The sequence below is a fragment of the Azospirillum sp. TSH100 genome (assembly GCF_004923295.1).
In the GTDB taxonomy this organism is placed as follows: Bacteria; Pseudomonadota; Alphaproteobacteria; order Azospirillales; family Azospirillaceae; genus Azospirillum.
The window spans coordinates 69763-86259 of the sequence record NZ_CP039636.1 but is presented as its reverse complement, the minus strand read 5'-3'; the positions used below and the strand labels follow the sequence as shown (position 1 = coordinate 86259).

The following is a 16497-nucleotide window of genomic DNA, read 5'->3' as shown; positions in this document are numbered from 1 at the left end:
ACCTGCGGTACTGGGAGGATCGTTTTGCATGGTGTTCATGGAAGCATTCCCTGTTCGACAAGGCTGTCGTAGATGGCCAGCGCCCCCGCTTCAGCTGTCGGGTTGACCAGCAGTTGGCCTTTTCCGCTCTTGCTCTCGGTCGCCGCCCTCAGCCGGTCCAGGGCCGAGCCACCGCGCTTCACGCGCATCAGCTTGGGCCTTGGACGCCATGGCCGATGCTCGCACTCCGACAGGAAGAGATCGGCGGTCGCCTCAACCGTCACCGGCTCCGCCACCGGCTCGATCACGCCCCGCCGGGCCGGGCCGAAGGCCGAGGCGCGGGCGGGCGGGGCGGATGGATGGAGCGTCGCGACGAGGCGGCCGGTGACGGTCAGCGCCCGGCGCTGTCCGCGCGGCAGTGCCTGGACGATTTCCGCCTTGCCCGGCGCGGTGTCGGGCGTCTTGGCGGGGCCGATCCGCACCACGTCCGGGACGATTGCGGCGTCGAGGCCGCGGGCGATCAGATAGGGCAGCATGCCGCTGCCCTCGCCGTCCTCCGCCTGCCGTCCGGTCAGGACCAGCGAGGGGGCAAGGCGGCGCAGATGGGCGATCAGCGGTTCGACCGGATCGGCCCCTTCCGGCAGCACCAGAAGCGTCAGCCGCTCCAGCCCCATCCCGAGATAGGTGCGCAGCGCGTCGGCATCGGCGGCCGGCCCGGCATGGATGGCCGTCAGCCGCCGCGGGCGCAGCGCCAGCGCCATGTCCAGGGCCTGCGCGTCGGTGGCGGCGCGGCGGGCACGGCCGGAAACCGGATGGCGGCCGATGGACAGCAGGACGGCGACATCAAGCATGGCGGCGCTCCCGGATCAGCCGGATCAGGGCTGGCATGACGTCCTGCGCATCGGCGACGATGGACAGGTCGGCCCGCTTGATCATTTCGGCGTGGAGGTCGGTGTTGATGGCGATCACATGCTTGACGCCGGTGATGCCCTGGAGGTGTTGCGGTGCCCCGGCAATGCCGAAGGCGAGGTAGCAGCGCGCGCTGACCACCGTTCCCGAGGCGCCGACCTGCCGTTCGCGCGGCAGATGGCCGGCGTCGCACACGACGCGGCTGCCGGCGCGGGTTGCGCCGAGCGCCTCGCCCAGTTCGGCGAAGCCCTGCCAGTCGGTCACGCCGTTGCCGGCGCTGAGGATAAAGTCGGTTTCCGACAGGGCGAGCGCGTCGGGATCGACGGCCAGCCTGCGGGCGCCGCCCAGCCGGGGCAGGACCTCCTCCCCGGCGATCGCCGGGGTGGCGAGGTCGAGCGGCCGGGCCTCGTGCCGCACGCCGTCGAGCGGGGCGAAGGCGTCGGCCGCCACCGTCATCAGCCGGGTGGGGCGGTGCCCGGTCTCCAGCGATCCGCCAGCGGACTGACGGGTGGCCCGGTCGGGGCTGAGGCTCTGCACGCTGGTGAACAGGCGCTCTCCCGCTGCCGCCGCGACCCGCCGGGCGATGTCGGCGCCGTCAGGGCTGTCCGGGAACAGGATGTGGCGGGGAGACAATGCGGCCATCAGTACCGATGCGGCGGCGGCACGCCGCTCCGGCACATACTCATCGGCCCAGCCCTCGGGCAGGGCGACATGGCGGTCGGACCCGGCCTCGGCCAATGCCTCGCCCGAACCGGTGGCGAGGGTCACCACGGCACCGCCTCCGGCATCGGCCAGCAGACGGGCGGCGGCGATGACCTGCCGGTCATGCTCGCTCACCTCGCCGCCGGAGCGGTCGAGCATGGCGAGGACCAGATAGGCCGGCTCGGCGATCACCCGCAGCGGGATCACGGGCGTTGCGGCGACGGCAACGCCGACAGTTGGGACGGTTCCGGCCGAGGCCGCGTCGCGCGCCCAGTCGTAGCGCGGCCGTGGTTGCCGCTGGACCAGGGCTGCATCGCGGACGGCGCGCGGATCGCGGCGGCGCTCGTTGGTCGCGGCTATGGCGACGGGCTGGCGCAGCAGGCGTGGACGCTGGCCGGTCAGCACGATGCGGGCGGCGCGCTCGGCACGGGGATCGACGCGGCGGCGGATCATCGGGGCATTGCTCATCGGGCGGTCTCCGTCGCGGCGAGCACCAGTTCGGCGATCTCCGCCACCTCCGGCCGGGGACCGACGACGCCCTCCAGCATCAGGGCGCAGTTGGGGCAGGCGACGGCGACCATCGAAGCGCCGGTCTCGCGGGCATGCTCCATGCGGACGTCGGGGATGCGGCGCTCGCCCGACACGTCGGTCAGCGGGGCGCCACCGCCGCCGCCACAGCAGCTCGACCGCAGTCCGGAGCGCAGCATTTCCCGGCGCTCCACGCCGATGGCATCCAGCAGGACGCGCGGCGCCTCGATCTCGCCATTGTAGCGGCCGAGATAGCAGGGGTCGTGGAAGGTGACGCTACGCCCCACCGGCTTGGTCACCGTGAGCGCGCCGGCGGTGATCAGTTCCAGCAGCAGCGCGGTGTGATGGACGATGGTCCAGTTGCCGCCGAAGGCCGGATATTCGTTGCGCAGCGTGTGGAGCGCGTGGGGGTCGGCGGTGACGATGCGATTGAGGCGGCGGGCGTTCAGCGTCGCCACGTTGCGGGTCGCCAGCGACTGGAAGGTCGCCTCGTCGCCCAGCCGGCGGGCGACGTCGCCGCAATCCAGCTCCTCGTCGCCCAGCACCGCGAACTCCACCCCGGCGCGGCGCAGCAATAGGACGAGCGCCCGCAGCGACCGCTGGACCCGCAGGTCGAAGGCGCCGTCGCCAACCCACAGCAGCGTGTCGCAGGAGCCGCCGGCCGGCAGCCGGGGCAGCGACAGGTCGGCCGCCCAATCCCAGCGCCGGGCGAGCGCGCGGCCGCCGGGATTGTCGGTGGCGCGCAGTTCCTCCAGCATGACGGCGGCCTTGCCGGGGGTGGCGCCCAGTTCCAGCGTCTGGAAACGGCGGAGGTCGACCACCGCGTCGACATGCTCGATCATCATCGGGCATTCCTGCACGCAGGCACGGCAGGTGGTGCAGGACCACAGCGTATCGGGGTGGATCATCGCGTCCGCCCCGATCAGCGGCAGCGCCGCCCCGCCATGGGCCTTGCCGACGCCGCGGCCGGGATGGGGGTTGCCGGCATAGGCGGCATCGCTGGCCTGCCCGTCCATGGCGACGACCAGATCCTGCACCAGCTTCTTCGGGTTCAGCGGCAGGCCGGCGGCATAGGCAGGGCAGGCGGTCTCGCAGCGCCCGCACTGGACGCAGGCGTCGAAGCCGAGCAGCCGGTTCCAGGCGAAATCGACGGGACGCTCCACGCCCAGTGCGACCGGCTCATTGTCCCCCATGGGAGCGAGCGGCAGCGGCTTCAGCCCGGTATCGCGCCCCTTGCCGTCGTGAAAACGGGCCGGGCGCGGGTGGAAGGCCAGATGCAGAGCGCCATGCACGGCATGCTTCAGCGGTCCCTTCCACACGCCCCAAACCAGATCGGCCAGCGCCACGCCGGCGACCGCGATCAGGGCCAGGGCCAGAGCCTCCGGCATCACCCCACCCAGCGACTGGTCGAGCGCCACCAGCAGCAGGGAACCGGAAAATCCAAGAAGCGACAGGGGGAGGCGGGAGAACCGGCCCTGCGACAGCTCGCGCGGGCGCAGCACCCGGCGGCGATGGCGGACCATCAGGGCGCCGACCAGCATGACCGCCAGCACCACCGCCAGCAGCAGCCAGAGGATGCGCGATCCGCCGATGGCGACACCCATCGCAACCAGCAGCACCAGCGCCGCCAGGAAGCCGCCGGCGACCAGCGCGTGAAAGCGGGCGTTGAACGGAGTCCGCCCCACCACATGGTGGACATCGACCAGATAGCGGCCGGGCAGAGCGCGCAGACCGGCGACCACGCCGACCGTCGCCGGCCGGCCGGCCAACCAGCGCCGCGACTGCCAGGCGGCCAATGCCGCGCCGATGGCGAGGACGGCAAGGACGACGGTGGTAAGAGCGGTGGCGATCACGTCGGACGGCTCCTGTCGCTTGGCTGGGGTCGCTGGGCGGGGGCAGAGGTGTCAGATGTCCTTGCAGAGACGTGCGGCGTCGTAGATGGCGGCGTGGATGTTGCGGCCGGCCACCGCGTCGCCGATGCGATGCAGCGTGTAGCCGCCGTGGCCGTTGGCCTGCACCGGCTGCGGCCGGCCGGCGATCAGGCTGTCGAGGTCGGTTTGGCCGCGATTCAGCGAATGGTCCTTCAGATCGAAATAGAGGCCGTCGTTGGGCAGGGTGCCCAGCTCGACCACGATCTGATCGACCAGCCGCTCCTCCTCCTCGTGGGTGTATTCGTTGCGCAGGACAGCGACGCGGCGGTTGCCCTCCGGGTAGATTTCCACGAGCTGATGGTTGGTGGTCATCACCACGTTCAGCTTGTACAGCTCGCGCAGGTGGATCGGCTGGTTGGTGGTGCCGACCTCCTCCGCGACCATGCGGTCGGGGGTGGCGATCTCCACCAGCGCACCGCGCTTGGCCATGAACTCCGCGCAGGAGGCGCCGTGATGCTGGCCGGTGCCGTCATACATCAGGACGGTTCCGGTCGGCTCGACCGCGCCGGTCAGGATGTCCCAGGTCGACACCGCCAGATCGGCGCCCTTGAAATCGCCGCGGTTGGGGCGGCCGCCGGTGGCGAGGATCACAACGTCGGGATTCTCGGCCTCGACAGTGGCGCGGTCGGCCTCCACCCCCAGGCGCACATCGACCCCCAGCTTGGTGACCTGCTGGGACAGCCAGCGGGTGATGCCGCTCATCGCCTCGCGCCAGGTCGCCTTGGCCGCGACGTTGATCTGGCCGCCGGGGGTGGCGTTGCGTTCGAGCAGCACGACCGAATGGCCGCGCTCGGCGCAGACACGGGCGGCCTCCAGCCCACCGGGACCGCCGCCGACCACGACGACACGGCGCTTGCGCTCCGCCTTCGGGATCACATGCGGCATGCTGCGCTCGCGGCCGGTCGCGGCGTTCTGGATGCACAGCGCATCGCCGCCGACATAGATGCGGTCGATGCAATAGCCGGCGCCGACGCACTGCCGCACATCGTCCAGCCGCCCTTCCATCAGCTTGCGCACCAGATGCGGGTCGGCGATGTGGGCGCGGGTCATGGCGACCATGTCGACATGGCCTTCCTCGACCGCGCGGGCGGCGGTGGCGAGGTCGGTCACGCGCTGGGCGTGGAAGACCGGGATGCCGGCCTCGCGCTTGATGCCGCTGGCCAGATGCAGGAAGGGGGCGACCGGGAAGGACATGTTGGGCAGCGAGATTGCGTGCGCCAGATGATCGCGCGCCTGTCCGCCCAGCACGTTCACGAAATCGATCAGCCCCCGCTCGGCATAGGTCCGGGCGATGGCGATGCAGTCTTCATGGCTGAGGCCGTCGTCGATCAGCTCGTCGCCCGACATGCGCATGCCGATGACGTAATCGTCGCCGACCTCGGCGCGGATCGCCTCGAACACTTCGATGCCGAAGCGCATGCGGTTTTCCAGGCTGCCACCATACCTGTCGCTGCGCCGGTTGGCCGAGGGGCTCCAGAACTGGTCGATCAGGTGGCCATGAGCGGCCGACAGCTCGAAGCCGTCCAGGCCGCCTTCCTTGCAGCGACGGGCGGCGGCGGCATAGCCGGCGATGATCCGCTTGAAGTCGAAATCCTCCATCTCCTTCGGCGTGTTGCGGTGCGCCGGTTCGCGGGCGGCCGAGGCGGAGACGGTGGGAAGCCAGTTCTCGGTGTCCCAGCGGGTGCGCCGGCCCATGTGGGTCAGCTGGATCATCAGCGCCGCGCCGTGGCGGTGCACCCGGTCGGAGAATTCGCGGAAGAAGGGAATGACGCTGTCGTCGGCGACGGAAATCTGGTTCCAGGGCGCCGCCGGGCTGTCCACCGCGACGGAGGAGGAGCCGCCGAACATCGTCAGGCCGATGCCGCCTTTGGCCTTTTCCTCGTGGTAGAGCTGGTAGCGTTCCTTCGGCTTGCCTTCGGACCCGTACCCCGGCGCATGGCTGGTGCTCATCACGCGGTTGCGGATCGTCAGATGCTTGATCTGGAGAGGTTTCAGAAGGGCTTCGGCGGGTGAGGACATGGCAGGAACGATCCCCAGTATTGAGCCTGCAAAGAATTCACCATCGGCGTGATTGTCGCGTTGCCCCCCGCGACCGTGAATTACCTTTTTGCGACAGGGATCGAATGGCAGGGTGTGGGTCTAGCAAGTGCCTGAAATTTTTGGAAAACTTTTGGCACGTGTGCCTCAGTCCACCGCTGCTGCGTCTTGCTGCATCGGTTCCGGATCTTCGAAAAGGCGGCGGTCGGGCAGCAGGGAATCGCTGTTGGTGCGCTGGAAGGCGGCCAGCGGTGAAAAATGCGGCTCGGCTTCGGCATCGGGTGTCGCGGTGCGGCGCACGTCGGACGGAGAAACGCCGAACAGTTCCCGGAACTGGCGGGAGAAATGGGCGCAGTCGGCGAAACCTGCCTCGTTGGCGATGGCGGTGACCGAACGTCTGGTGTTGCGCAGCAGCCAATGGCCGTAGCGCAGGCGCAAGGACCGGTAATAGGTGGCCGGGCTGGTGCCGACAGCCAGCCGGAACAGCCGCTCGAATTGGCGGGTACTGACGTTCAGCCGGTGGACGATCTCCTCCACCGACAGCGGGTCGCTGATGTGCTGTTCCATCAGCAGCAGGGCGCGGCGGACGCGGTCGTTGGTGATCTCCACCACCGTGGGCGGCTGCGGTTGCGATTGGCTGGCGGGACGCGCCTTGTCGATCAGCAGGATGTGCATGGTTTTCTGGGCGGTGGCGCGGCCCAGATGGCGCTCGATCAGGAAGGCGGCCAGATCGGCAACGCCGGCGCCGCCCGAGCAGGTGATGCGGTCGCGGTCTACCACATAGAGCTGGTCCGCCACCGGCACCAGATCGGGAAATTCCTCGATGAAATCGCGATGATGGTACCAGCTGACGCAACAGCGCCGGTTCTTCATCAGGCCGATACGGCTCAGCACGAAGCTGCCGGTGCAGACGCCGACCAGGGTCACGCCGTAGGATGCCGCGGCGCGCAGATAGGCCAGAGACTCATCGTCCAGCTGCGGGCCGCCATGCAGCAGCCCGCCGACCACGACCACATAGTCGAAGCGGCGGGGATCGGTCAGCGGTTCCCAACGGGCGACGCCGATGCCGCAGCTGGACATTACCGGTTCGGCCCGCGACCCCATGATGGTCCAGCGGCAGCGGATCTGCCGCGACCGGTCGCCCTCGTCGGCCGCCAGACGCAAGGCATCGATGAAGGGTGCTAGCGCCGTCAACGTGAAATTGTTGGTCAGGATGAACCCGACCGACAAGAGAGCGCGTTCCTCCTGCCGTGGTGCGGGACCGCTACCGCCGAACCGGCGATATTCCACTGTCTTCCCCACCAGGGCATCCTCCCAGTCTGACGGCACAATTCCGTCCTTCGGAATGCTAGATCGGATCGCGTGAAATCGGAATCGATTTGACGCGCGACTCCGATCGCCAGACACAACGCCATGGCATCCCGCGTTTGATATCAAACGCAAGACGCCATGGCGTCAGCGGCTTGCCCCCGGAAGACAATTCAGCGGCGATGCGTCTAACGCTCGATCACCAGATCGCTTGTCGGACGGCTGCAACAGAGCAGAATCAACCCCTGGTCGATCTCGCGCTTGCGGATGCCGCCGGTGTGGTTCATCTCGACCGTGCCGGAGATCAGCTTCGTCTTGCAGGTTCCGCACAACCCACGTGAGCAGGAGGTCGGAACCCGGATGTCGGCGGCCGATGCCGCGTCTGCCAGCGCCATGTCGGGCGGACAGGCGAAGACCTTGCCGGTCTTGGCGAATTCGATGCGGAATCCATCGGAAGCCGGCGCCTCGGCGGCCTGCGCGGTATCGACCCGCGGATCTCCGGCGGCCAGTTCGGCCGTCAGCTCCTCGAAATTGAAGCTTTCCTGATGGTAGCGGCTCATGTCGAAGCCGCCCTCCTCCAGGAAGGCGCGCACCGCCTTCATGAAGGGGCCGGGGCCGCAGACATAGACCTCCCGGTCCATGAAATCCGGCGCGATCATTCCGAGCATCGGCAGCGACAGCCGGCCGGTGAAGCCGGTCCAATGGGCCTCGGTGCCTATGCCCTCGCAGACATGGGCGACGCGCAGCCGGCGGCCGGGACCGGTCAGCGCGTCCAGTTCGCGGCGGAACACGATATCGGCCGGAGTTCGAGCGGCGTGGACGAAGACGATGTCGTGATCCTCGCCCAGGTCATCAAAGGTCCGGGTCATCGACATCAGTGGCGTGACACCGCTGCCGCCGGACAGGAACAGGAATTTGCGCGGGGCTTCGGAATCACCAGGAGTGAACTCGCCAAGCGGCCCGACCGCGCGGATCCTGTCGCCCGGCTTCAGGGTGTCGTGCAGCCAGTTAGACACCGGACCGCCGGGTACGCGCTTGACGGTGATCGACAGACGGTGCGGCCGCGCGGCCGAGGAGGAGACGGTGTAGCTGCGATGAACGGTCTCGCCGCCGATGGGCAGTTCCAGCGTGATGAACTGGCCCGGCTTGAACCGGAACAGGCAGGGCCGCGCCGGCGCGAAGACGAAGGTCTTCACGTCGTGCGTTTCCTCCCGCACCGCCCGGCACACCAGCGTGTCGTCGGTTTCGGAATCCCAGTCCCGGCCCGCGGGCGAAGCCGCATCCTGCTGCATCGTCATCATTCTTCCCCCTCAGCCGTGAACAACCGTCACTCGGCAGCGACGCCCACCACTGCCTGCTTGCCCAGAAGATGTTCGGTCATGCGGCCGACGTACCATTCCGTGAATTTCTCCACGAGCGGCTCGGTGTAGGGCGAATAGGGGCCGGGCTCGTAGGCGGGGCTGATGGCGCCGTTGTGCGAGATCTCGACCAGATCGGCGTCCTGCTGGTTGGTGGCTTCCCACACCTCGGTCAGGCGGTTCAGGTCGTAATCGACGCCCTCCACCGCATCCTTGTGGACCAGCCAGCGGGTACGCAGCAGATTCCGGTCGGGACCGAGCGGGAACACCGAGAAGGTGACGATGTGGTCGCTCATGAAGTGGTTCCAGGAGTTCGGCTGGGTCCAGAAGGACAGGGCGCCCAGCTTGCGCTCGGTGATCGAGCCCAGCAGTTTCTTGGACGCGCTGCGGGTGTCCTTGGTGTGGGCCTCGCCGGCGCCGTCCAGCGGCAGGCGTTCGGCGCGGAAGCCGGTGGTGTCGGTCAGATGCTCGACCTCGCGGCTGGGGAAACCCGCCGCTTCCCAACCGGTATGGCAGGATTGCACCAGAGCATCGTACTTGGCGGCATGTTCCATCCGCTTCGGGTTGGTGCCGTCGGGGGCGAAACCGAAGCCATACTCGAACAGCGGGATGGTCAGCTCCGGATGGTTGCCGACGCAGTGGTAGCATTCACGATTGTTCTCCATCGTGAGCTTCCAGTTGCCCTTCTCGATCAGGTCGACGGTCTTGGCGATCTTGCAGTTCTTCAGATCGTGCGGAAGGATGTAGGGCTCCATGACCGCCGCCATGCGGTCGATGTCGTCCGGTGCCTCTTCCGCCAGGCAGATGAAGATCAGGCCGCCGACCGACCGGATGTGCACCTTCTTCAGGTTCCGGCACTTGCGATCGAAATCGTTGCCCATATGCTCGGCGAACAGAAGCTCGCCGTCCTGGCCGTAGGTCCACTGGTGATAGCTGCACACCAGATTGCCGACGGAGGTCTTTTCCTTGAGAATGATGCGTGCGCCGCGATGGCGGCAGACATTGTGAAAGGCGACCAATTCCATGTCGTCGTCGCGCATGACGATGACGGACGTCTTGCCGATATCCACCACCATCACGTCGCCCGGTTCCGGAACATCCGGTTCCACACCCACATGCAGCCAGTGGCGGCCGAAGATGATTTCCATGTCGAGCTTGAAGATCTCGTCGCTGGTGTAGAACGGCGCCTCCAGGCTGTGACCCTTCTTTCGGCGCTTCAGCAGGGCTTCAATGGAAATCTCGGACGCCATGACGGTTGACCTTCTGCGGGAGTGGGGCCGTTTGTTCGAGGAACCGCTTCAGCCTTGACAGGGCTGTCCTTTTTTCGATTCCACGACACACAGCCTGCCGCCGGCCGCGGGGTACCGCGTTCTGGATTGCGACATCAACTTTAAAAAGGCCGACAGGCAGTCCTGTCTTTTTGCGCAAGGCCGGAGTTCGGCAATGGCCGGTTTGCGACAGGACGCGATCATTCGGGAGCGAGTGGCTCATCAGTTCAATCGCAAGATGTCCGGCTGTCGGCGCATTGCCATCCAAAAAGAGCCGCCAGCCGTCCATAAGGTCTCGAGTCCAAGGGACTGGCGCTCCATTTCCCTATTTCTATGCAAGATTTCAAAATCTCCGCTTGTCATCCGTATAGCATTCGCCGGGCGAGCGGCAGGCGTGCCGGGCTGTCGCAAATGCGATACGAACTGCCGCTGTGATGAAGGTTTTTTGCTTTCAAGGCCTGCATCCTTGCCCAATCAGCACTGATGTCAGCGAAGGTCCGCATCGGGTGGCGCCAGCCCTCCGATTCAATCCCGGAAGGTATTCGGCCATCCGCGTTCACCGGCAAGACAGAAGTGAATGTCCGGACCGCATGCGTGTGTCCGGTTCAAATCCCGGCACAACGGACCGGGATTTCCAAACAAACGAGCCCAAACAAATAATCATACGAGGAGGCTTCTTGATGAAAATCTTCGGTAAAGCCTTGGGTATGCTGCTGTCGGCGGCCATGACGGTCGGTCTGGGGACCGCTGTGGTCGCCACCTCTGCGCAGGCGGCCGACAAGTCGATCAACATCGGCTGGACCGCCTGGTCGGATGCCGAGGCGGTGACGAAACTCGCCAAAGCCGTGATCGAGGAACGGTTCGGCTACAAGGTCGAACTGACGATGGCCGACATCGGCATCCAATATCAGGGCATCGCCAGCGGCAAGCTGGACGCCATGCTGATGTCGTGGCAGCCGCTGACCCACAAGCCCTATCTCGACAAGGTCGGCAAGGACATCGTCGATCTCGGTCCACTCTACACCCGTGCCCGCCTGGGCTGGGTGGTGCCGGATTACATCCCCGTCGATCAGGTCAAATCGATCGAGGATCTGAAGAAGCCCGAGGTGCAGAAGCAGCTCGGCGGCAAGATCCAGGGCATCGATCCCGGTTCGGGGCTGATGCAGGCGTCGGAAAAGGCGCTGAAGACCTATGATCTGAAGGGAATGCAGCTGGTGTCGGCCAGCGACGCCGCGATGCTCGCCGCTCTGGAGCGCGCCATGAAGCGCAACGAGTGGATCGTCGTGACGAGCTGGAGCCCGCACTGGATGTTCGCCAACTGGAAGCTGCGCTATCTGGAGGATCCGAAGGGCGCGCTTGGCGGTCTGGAGAGCGTGAACGCCATCGTCCGCAAGGGCTTCTACCAGGATCACCCGGAAATCTTCGAGTTCCTGAACCGGATGGTCCTGCCGATCGGCGATCTGGAGGCGATGATGCAGGAAGCCCGCCAGACCAGCTATGAACAGGCGGTCAACAACTACATCAAGAACAACAAGGCCCGGATTGACTACTGGGTCACCGGCAAGCTCTGACCGGCAGCCGCGCCACCGCCGGGAAGGCGATGGCCGCACACCCTTTCCCACACCTTCGCCTATTTTTACACCGTTCTTGGGAGGCGGCCGTTCAAAGCGCAGTCGCGTGATGGACGGCCGTTTCCAGCCATTCCCGCTTTCAGCCCTTCCATGATCGGGATCGCCGATGAACTCGTCAGCTCACCTGCAGGGCACCGTGCCGGCCGGCACCGGGATGTTGTCGGTTGAAGGACTGTGCAAGATCTACGGTGGCAGCGCCGCCCGGGCCTTGACCATGCTGCATGCCGGCGTCGACCACGCCGACATCAGGCGGGAAACCGGCGCGACGGTGGCGGTCGCCGAGGTTTCGTTCGATCTGGCGGCCGGGGAGGTCCTGGCCCTGCTGGGGCGATTGAATTCCGGCAAGTCCACCCTGGTCCGCATGGTGAACCGACTGGTCGAACCGACGTCGGGCACGGTATTCCTGAACGGGCGCGATATGGCGGCGATGAAGCCGGCCGAATTGGTTGCCGCCCGCCGCGACTCCATGACGATGGCGTTCGGTGCCACGGCGCTGATGCCGAACCGCAGTGTTCTGGAGAATGTTGCTTTCGGGCTGGAGGTTGCCGGCCTGCGCCGGCGCGACCGTCGGGACCGTGCACTCGCCCTTTTGGAGCGCATGGGGCTGACTTCCCTTGCCGCACGGCGGCCCCATGAGATTCCGTCCGAAGCGCGCCTGCGGATCGGTCTGGCGCGGTCGCTGATCGGCGATCCGCCTCTGCTTTTGATGGATGTACCCTTTGCCGGGGTCGACCCGGTCCTGCGGCTGGAACTGGAGGCCGAGTTTCTCGACTGGCAGCGTGGGCATCGCGCCGCCGTGCTGCTCACGACGCAGGACCCTGACGAGGCGATGCGGCTTGCGGACCGGATCGCCGTCATGGACGCCGGACGCATCACCCAGATCGGCAGCCCGGACGAAATCCTGGAGCGTCCGGTGAATGACCATGTCCGTGCCGCCTTCCAGGACATCGCGGCGCGGCGGCGCGAGCGGCAGCGCTCCGCCCATCTGGAGGACCTGATCTCCCATTTCGAGCGGACGGCGATGGAGGGTCTGGATACGGTGGAATCGTCGGCCGGCGCGCTCGACGGCACCGCGCGCCAGTTGACCGGCATCATCGACCGCACCAACGAACAGGCGGGCGAGACCGTCGTGGCGGCGGAGCAGATCGCGAGCAACGTCCAGTCCGTCGCCGCCCTGGCCGACGATACCTTCCGCTCGCTGGAGGACATCCGCCTCCGCATCGACGAGTCCGCCCGCATCGCCTCGTCGGCGGTGGAGCAGGCCCGCAAGGCCGACCAGTCTGTGCACAGTCTGCGGAAATCGGCCGAGGATATCGGCAACGTCGTGCGCATCATCGACGAGATCACCGGACAGACCAATCTGCTGGCCCTGAACGCGACCATCGAAGCCGCACGTGCCGGCGAGGCCGGCAAGGGCTTTGCGGTGGTGGCGCAGGAGGTGCGCCAACTGGCCAGCCAGACCGGCAAGGCGACTCAGGACGTCTCGCTGCGGATCCAGGCGATGCAGGACGCGACCGGCAACGCCGCCCAGGCACTCCAAAGCATCACCACGGTGATCGAGGAGATCAGCACCATCTCGCTGGCGATCGCCCGGTCGATGGAGGCGCAGGCCGCCGCATCGGCCACCATCCACGCCAGCATCGACCAAGCGGCATCCGGGGCGGGCGTGGTCGCGCGCAACGCCCGGCATGTCACCGGCGGTGCCCGCGACACCGAAAGTGCGACACGGCACGTGTTGACCGCCGCTGCGGACCTGGCCGGTCAGACCGAACGGCTGCGCCGCAGCATCGAACAGTTGCTGGACGGCATCCGCACCGGATGACCGGCAACACCACCCTCCCCAAGAGAGCAATGTTCCCATGAGCAATCCGCTGTTCCGCGTCGGCGAGGCCACCGTCTTCGCCAAGGAAGGCCAGTTCACCGACGCGATGCCCGAAATCGTGATCGGGACGGTCGATGGCCCGGCCGGCCATGCGTTCGCCACCATGATGGGGCAGACCGCCGGCCATACCCGCATGTTCGCGGTGCGGGACTGCAACCAGATGGTTCGTCCGGCCACCATGATGGTGTCCAAGGTGACGATGAAGTCCAGCGCCTATGTCGACCTGTTCGGCGGCGTCGTCCAGGCCGCCACCGCCGACGCGGTGCTGGATTGCGTCATCGACGGCGTTCTGCCCCGTGATGGGATCAATGACCTGTGCATTCTGGTGATGATCTGGATCGATCCGCGCTGCCCCACCGATCCGAACCTCGACCGCGCCGACCTCTACCGCACCAACTACGAGGCGACCAAGATCGCCATCGGCCGGGCGATGCGCAACGAGCCTTCCCTCGACGAACTGATCGAAAACCGGCACAAGATCAGGCACTTCATGCTGGATCCGCAGGAGTGAACCGTCGGCGCAAAGTGGCGGACCAAGACTTATAAGGACTCAGGCCCGGGTGTGGCGTCGCCGAGGACGCACCCGGGCTTTTGCTTGTCCGCCTTTTCCTTGTCCGCTGCCATGCCGTCCAAAGTCCCGGCGATCGGTGCCTGGGGGAGGAAGGGGAGGCGCTGGTCGATGGGCACGGGAGGCCGGACCGTCATGCGCCACAGCGCGAAAAACAGGGCCGCGGCGGCCACCAGAGCGGAAAACAGGAACAGCCCGTCCTGCTCGAAGCTCGCCATCACCAGGGAGGCCAGGAAGGGGCCGGCGATGGCTCCGATCGAGAATCCCAGAACCATACCACCGCTCGCCGGCACCATCTCGGCCGGCGTCAGGAAGTCGTTGGTGTGGGAGACGCAGATCGGATAGATCGCGAAGATGATGCCGCCGAACAGGGCGATGCCGGCGATGAGCCACGGGTATCCCAATGCCGGCAGCATCATCATGCCGCCGCTGACGACGACCAGGGCGGCGAACAGGCCGACCAGAACCAGCCGCCGATCGAACAGGTCCGACAGCTTCCCGAACGGCCATTGGAGAATCATTCCGCCGATGATGGCGGCGCTGACGAAGGTCGCTGACTGGCCCAGATCATAACCCAGATGCCGGATGTAGACCGGACCCAGCCCGTAGAAGGCGCCGACCACCAGCCCGCTGATCACCGTGCCGGCGAACCCCAGCGGACTTGCGCGATAGAGATGGCCGATGCGGACGGGCTCCAGCTTTTGAAGAAGGGGCGGGGCCTTGCGGCTCAACGCGACCGGCAGAAGGGCAAGGGAAACCAGGATCGACACCAGGACGAACTGTTTGAAGCCGTGCGGATCGTCGATGACCATCAGATACTGGCCGGCACCTTGTGCGCCATAGAGGGCGATCATGTAGAGTGCCAGGATCTGCCCGCGCGTGGCCGACGTGGCGCTTTGGTTCAGCCAGCTTTCGATGCAGACGAACAGCCCGGCCATGCAGCAGCCCTCGACAAGGCGAAGGGCGATCCAGGCCGCCGGATCGGACCCCAGGGTATGTCCCAGGGTCGCCGCGACCATGACGGTCGCGGAGGCGCTGAAGGCGCGGATGTGGCCGACCTGCCCGACGAGCCGGTAGGCCTGCGTCGATCCGATCGTCACCCCCAGGTAATAGGCGGCGGTCAGGGCGCCGAGCAGGATGGGCGAGGCGCCTGCGGCATCGAGGCGGACGCTGACGATGGTCGTCAGCGCACCGGTGCCTCCCATCATCAGGAACACCGCGACGAGCAGCGGGACGATCGGTTGGATGAGGGACATCGCAGGGTCCGCCGGAGCGAGGGAAATGCCCACCTGTCGGGGGCCGACAGTCCCGATCAGGCGGGGACGGCGTCCTTATAGCCGAGTGTCGCCGTTATGAACACTGGCAAGGAACGCCTCGACGGTGGCGAGCGCCATGCGTTCATCCTCGATGACGACATGGCGGCGCAATTCCTGAACCGCCGCGGCGAGGCCGCCCGACGCGAAGGCACGCCGGACCGCCTGGGTGGCGTTTTCGTCGATGAGCTGCAAGATCGCTGAACTCCCTTTGTTACCGCAGGACGATGGCCCGATGGTCGTGGAGCATGACGCGCGCCTCGATGTGCAGCCGGATGGCGCGGGCGAGGACGACGCTTTCGACGTCGCGGCCGATGGCGACCAGATCGTCGGGCGACATCGAGTGATCGACGCGCGCCACCTCCTGTTCGATGATCGGTCCTTCGTCGAGGTCGTCGGTGACGTAATGCGCCGTGGCGCCGATCAGCTTCACGCCGCGCTTGTAGGCCTGGTGATAGGGCTTGGCCCCCTTGAAGCTGGGCAGGAAGCTGTGGTGGATGTTGATGATCCGCCCCGCCATCCGGGTGCAGAGATCCTGCGAGAGAACCTGCATGTAGCGGGCGAGCACGACGAGTTCGACGTCGTTCGTCTCCACGATCTCCATCAGACGACGTTCCTGCTCCAGCTTGTTGCTGGATGACACCGGGAGATGATGATAGGCGATGCCGTGCGATTCGACCTGGGACCGGAAGGCATCGTGGTTGGAGACGACGCCAACGATGTCGACGGGCAGCGCACTGATACTGTGCCGGTACAGAAGATCGTTCAGGCAATGGCCGAACTTCGACACCATGATGAGGATCTTCGGCCGCCGGCGGGCGTCCCGCAGCGTCAGGCTCATCCCGAAGCGCTTTACGATGGGGGCGAGTTCTTCAATCAGAATGGCATCGCTCCGGATGGCATCCGGAGCGTCGAAGGCCATCCGCAGGAAGAAATGCTTGCCGTCGTGATCGACGAACTGGGCACTTTCGATGATGTCGCAGTTGCGGTCCGACAGATGGGTGGAGATGGCGGAGATGATCCCCGGCCGGCTCAGGCAACTGACGTTCATGTAGAAATGGTTTTGATTGGAACGCATCGCAG

General features: G+C 66.5%; 13 protein-coding genes. 3 read left to right on the top strand and 10 right to left on the bottom strand.

Going from position 1 to position 16497, the window contains the following annotated elements:
* Positions 1–35: 35 nt before the first annotated feature.
* The 7 genes from E6C72_RS18175 to E6C72_RS18145 all read right to left on the bottom strand — a co-directional run bounded on the left by E6C72_RS18175 (position 36) and on the right by E6C72_RS18145 (position 10002).
* Complete coding sequence (locus E6C72_RS18175; protein ID WP_109085693.1) at positions 36–830, bottom strand: electron transfer flavoprotein subunit beta; 795 nt, start codon at positions 828–830, stop codon at positions 36–38.
* On the bottom strand, positions 823–2058 hold the full coding sequence (locus E6C72_RS18170; RefSeq protein ID WP_199228737.1) for an electron transfer flavoprotein subunit alpha/FixB family protein: 1236 nt from the start codon (positions 2056–2058) through the stop codon (positions 823–825). Before E6C72_RS18170 ends, E6C72_RS18175 begins: the two co-directional genes overlap by 8 nt.
* A complete protein-coding gene (locus tag E6C72_RS18165; RefSeq protein ID WP_109085694.1) occupies positions 2055–3971 on the bottom strand; it encodes a DUF3483 domain-containing protein in 1917 nt (638 codons plus the stop codon). Before E6C72_RS18165 ends, E6C72_RS18170 begins: the two co-directional genes overlap by 4 nt.
* Positions 3972–4022: 51 nt before the next feature.
* Positions 4023–6068: an NADH:flavin oxidoreductase gene (locus tag E6C72_RS18160; protein WP_109085695.1), complete on the bottom strand. Its 2046-nt coding sequence runs from the start codon at positions 6066–6068 to the stop codon at positions 4023–4025.
* A gap of 165 nt (positions 6069–6233) precedes the next feature.
* Positions 6234–7316: a GlxA family transcriptional regulator gene (locus E6C72_RS18155; protein ID WP_247875692.1), complete on the bottom strand. Its 1083-nt coding sequence runs from the start codon at positions 7314–7316 to the stop codon at positions 6234–6236.
* A 266-nt stretch (positions 7317–7582) separates the two neighbouring features.
* The gene (locus E6C72_RS18150) at positions 7583–8695 is read right to left on the bottom strand and encodes a hybrid-cluster NAD(P)-dependent oxidoreductase (protein ID WP_247875693.1); all 1113 of its coding nucleotides are present in this window, start codon (positions 8693–8695) and stop codon (positions 7583–7585) included.
* Positions 8696–8721: 26 nt separating this feature from the next.
* Positions 8722–10002, bottom strand: a complete 1281-nt coding sequence (locus tag E6C72_RS18145) for an SRPBCC family protein (protein ID WP_109085696.1) — start codon at positions 10000–10002, stop codon at positions 8722–8724.
* Positions 10003–10700: 698 nt separating this feature from the next.
* Between E6C72_RS18145 and E6C72_RS18140 the strand changes: the two genes are divergently transcribed.
* From E6C72_RS18140 to fae, 3 genes are all read left to right on the top strand, one after another.
* The gene (locus E6C72_RS18140; RefSeq protein WP_109085697.1) at positions 10701–11591 is read left to right on the top strand and encodes a glycine betaine ABC transporter substrate-binding protein; all 891 of its coding nucleotides are present in this window, start codon (positions 10701–10703) and stop codon (positions 11589–11591) included.
* A gap of 166 nt (positions 11592–11757) precedes the next feature.
* The gene (locus tag E6C72_RS18135; protein WP_109085698.1) at positions 11758–13473 is read left to right on the top strand and encodes a methyl-accepting chemotaxis protein; all 1716 of its coding nucleotides are present in this window, start codon (positions 11758–11760) and stop codon (positions 13471–13473) included.
* Between the two features lie 37 nt (positions 13474–13510).
* The gene (fae, locus tag E6C72_RS18130; protein WP_109085699.1) at positions 13511–14044 is read left to right on the top strand and encodes a formaldehyde-activating enzyme; all 534 of its coding nucleotides are present in this window, start codon (positions 13511–13513) and stop codon (positions 14042–14044) included.
* Positions 14045–14073: 29 nt separating this feature from the next.
* Here the strand turns inward: fae and E6C72_RS18125 are convergent, their stop codons facing one another.
* The 3 genes from E6C72_RS18125 to purU all read right to left on the bottom strand — a co-directional run bounded on the left by E6C72_RS18125 (position 14074) and on the right by purU (position 16492).
* Positions 14074–15357 carry an MFS transporter gene (locus tag E6C72_RS18125; RefSeq protein WP_247875694.1) on the bottom strand — a complete coding sequence of 428 codons (1284 nt, stop codon included), beginning with the start codon at positions 15355–15357 and terminating at the stop codon, positions 14074–14076.
* Between the two features lie 75 nt (positions 15358–15432).
* The gene (locus tag E6C72_RS31815) at positions 15433–15609 is read right to left on the bottom strand and encodes a hypothetical protein (RefSeq protein WP_169055240.1); all 177 of its coding nucleotides are present in this window, start codon (positions 15607–15609) and stop codon (positions 15433–15435) included.
* 19 nt (positions 15610–15628) lie between these two features.
* Positions 15629–16492, bottom strand: coding sequence for a formyltetrahydrofolate deformylase (gene purU / locus E6C72_RS18120; RefSeq protein WP_109085700.1), 864 nt, complete (start codon positions 16490–16492; stop codon positions 15629–15631).
* Between the last annotated feature and the right edge of the window lie 5 nt (positions 16493–16497).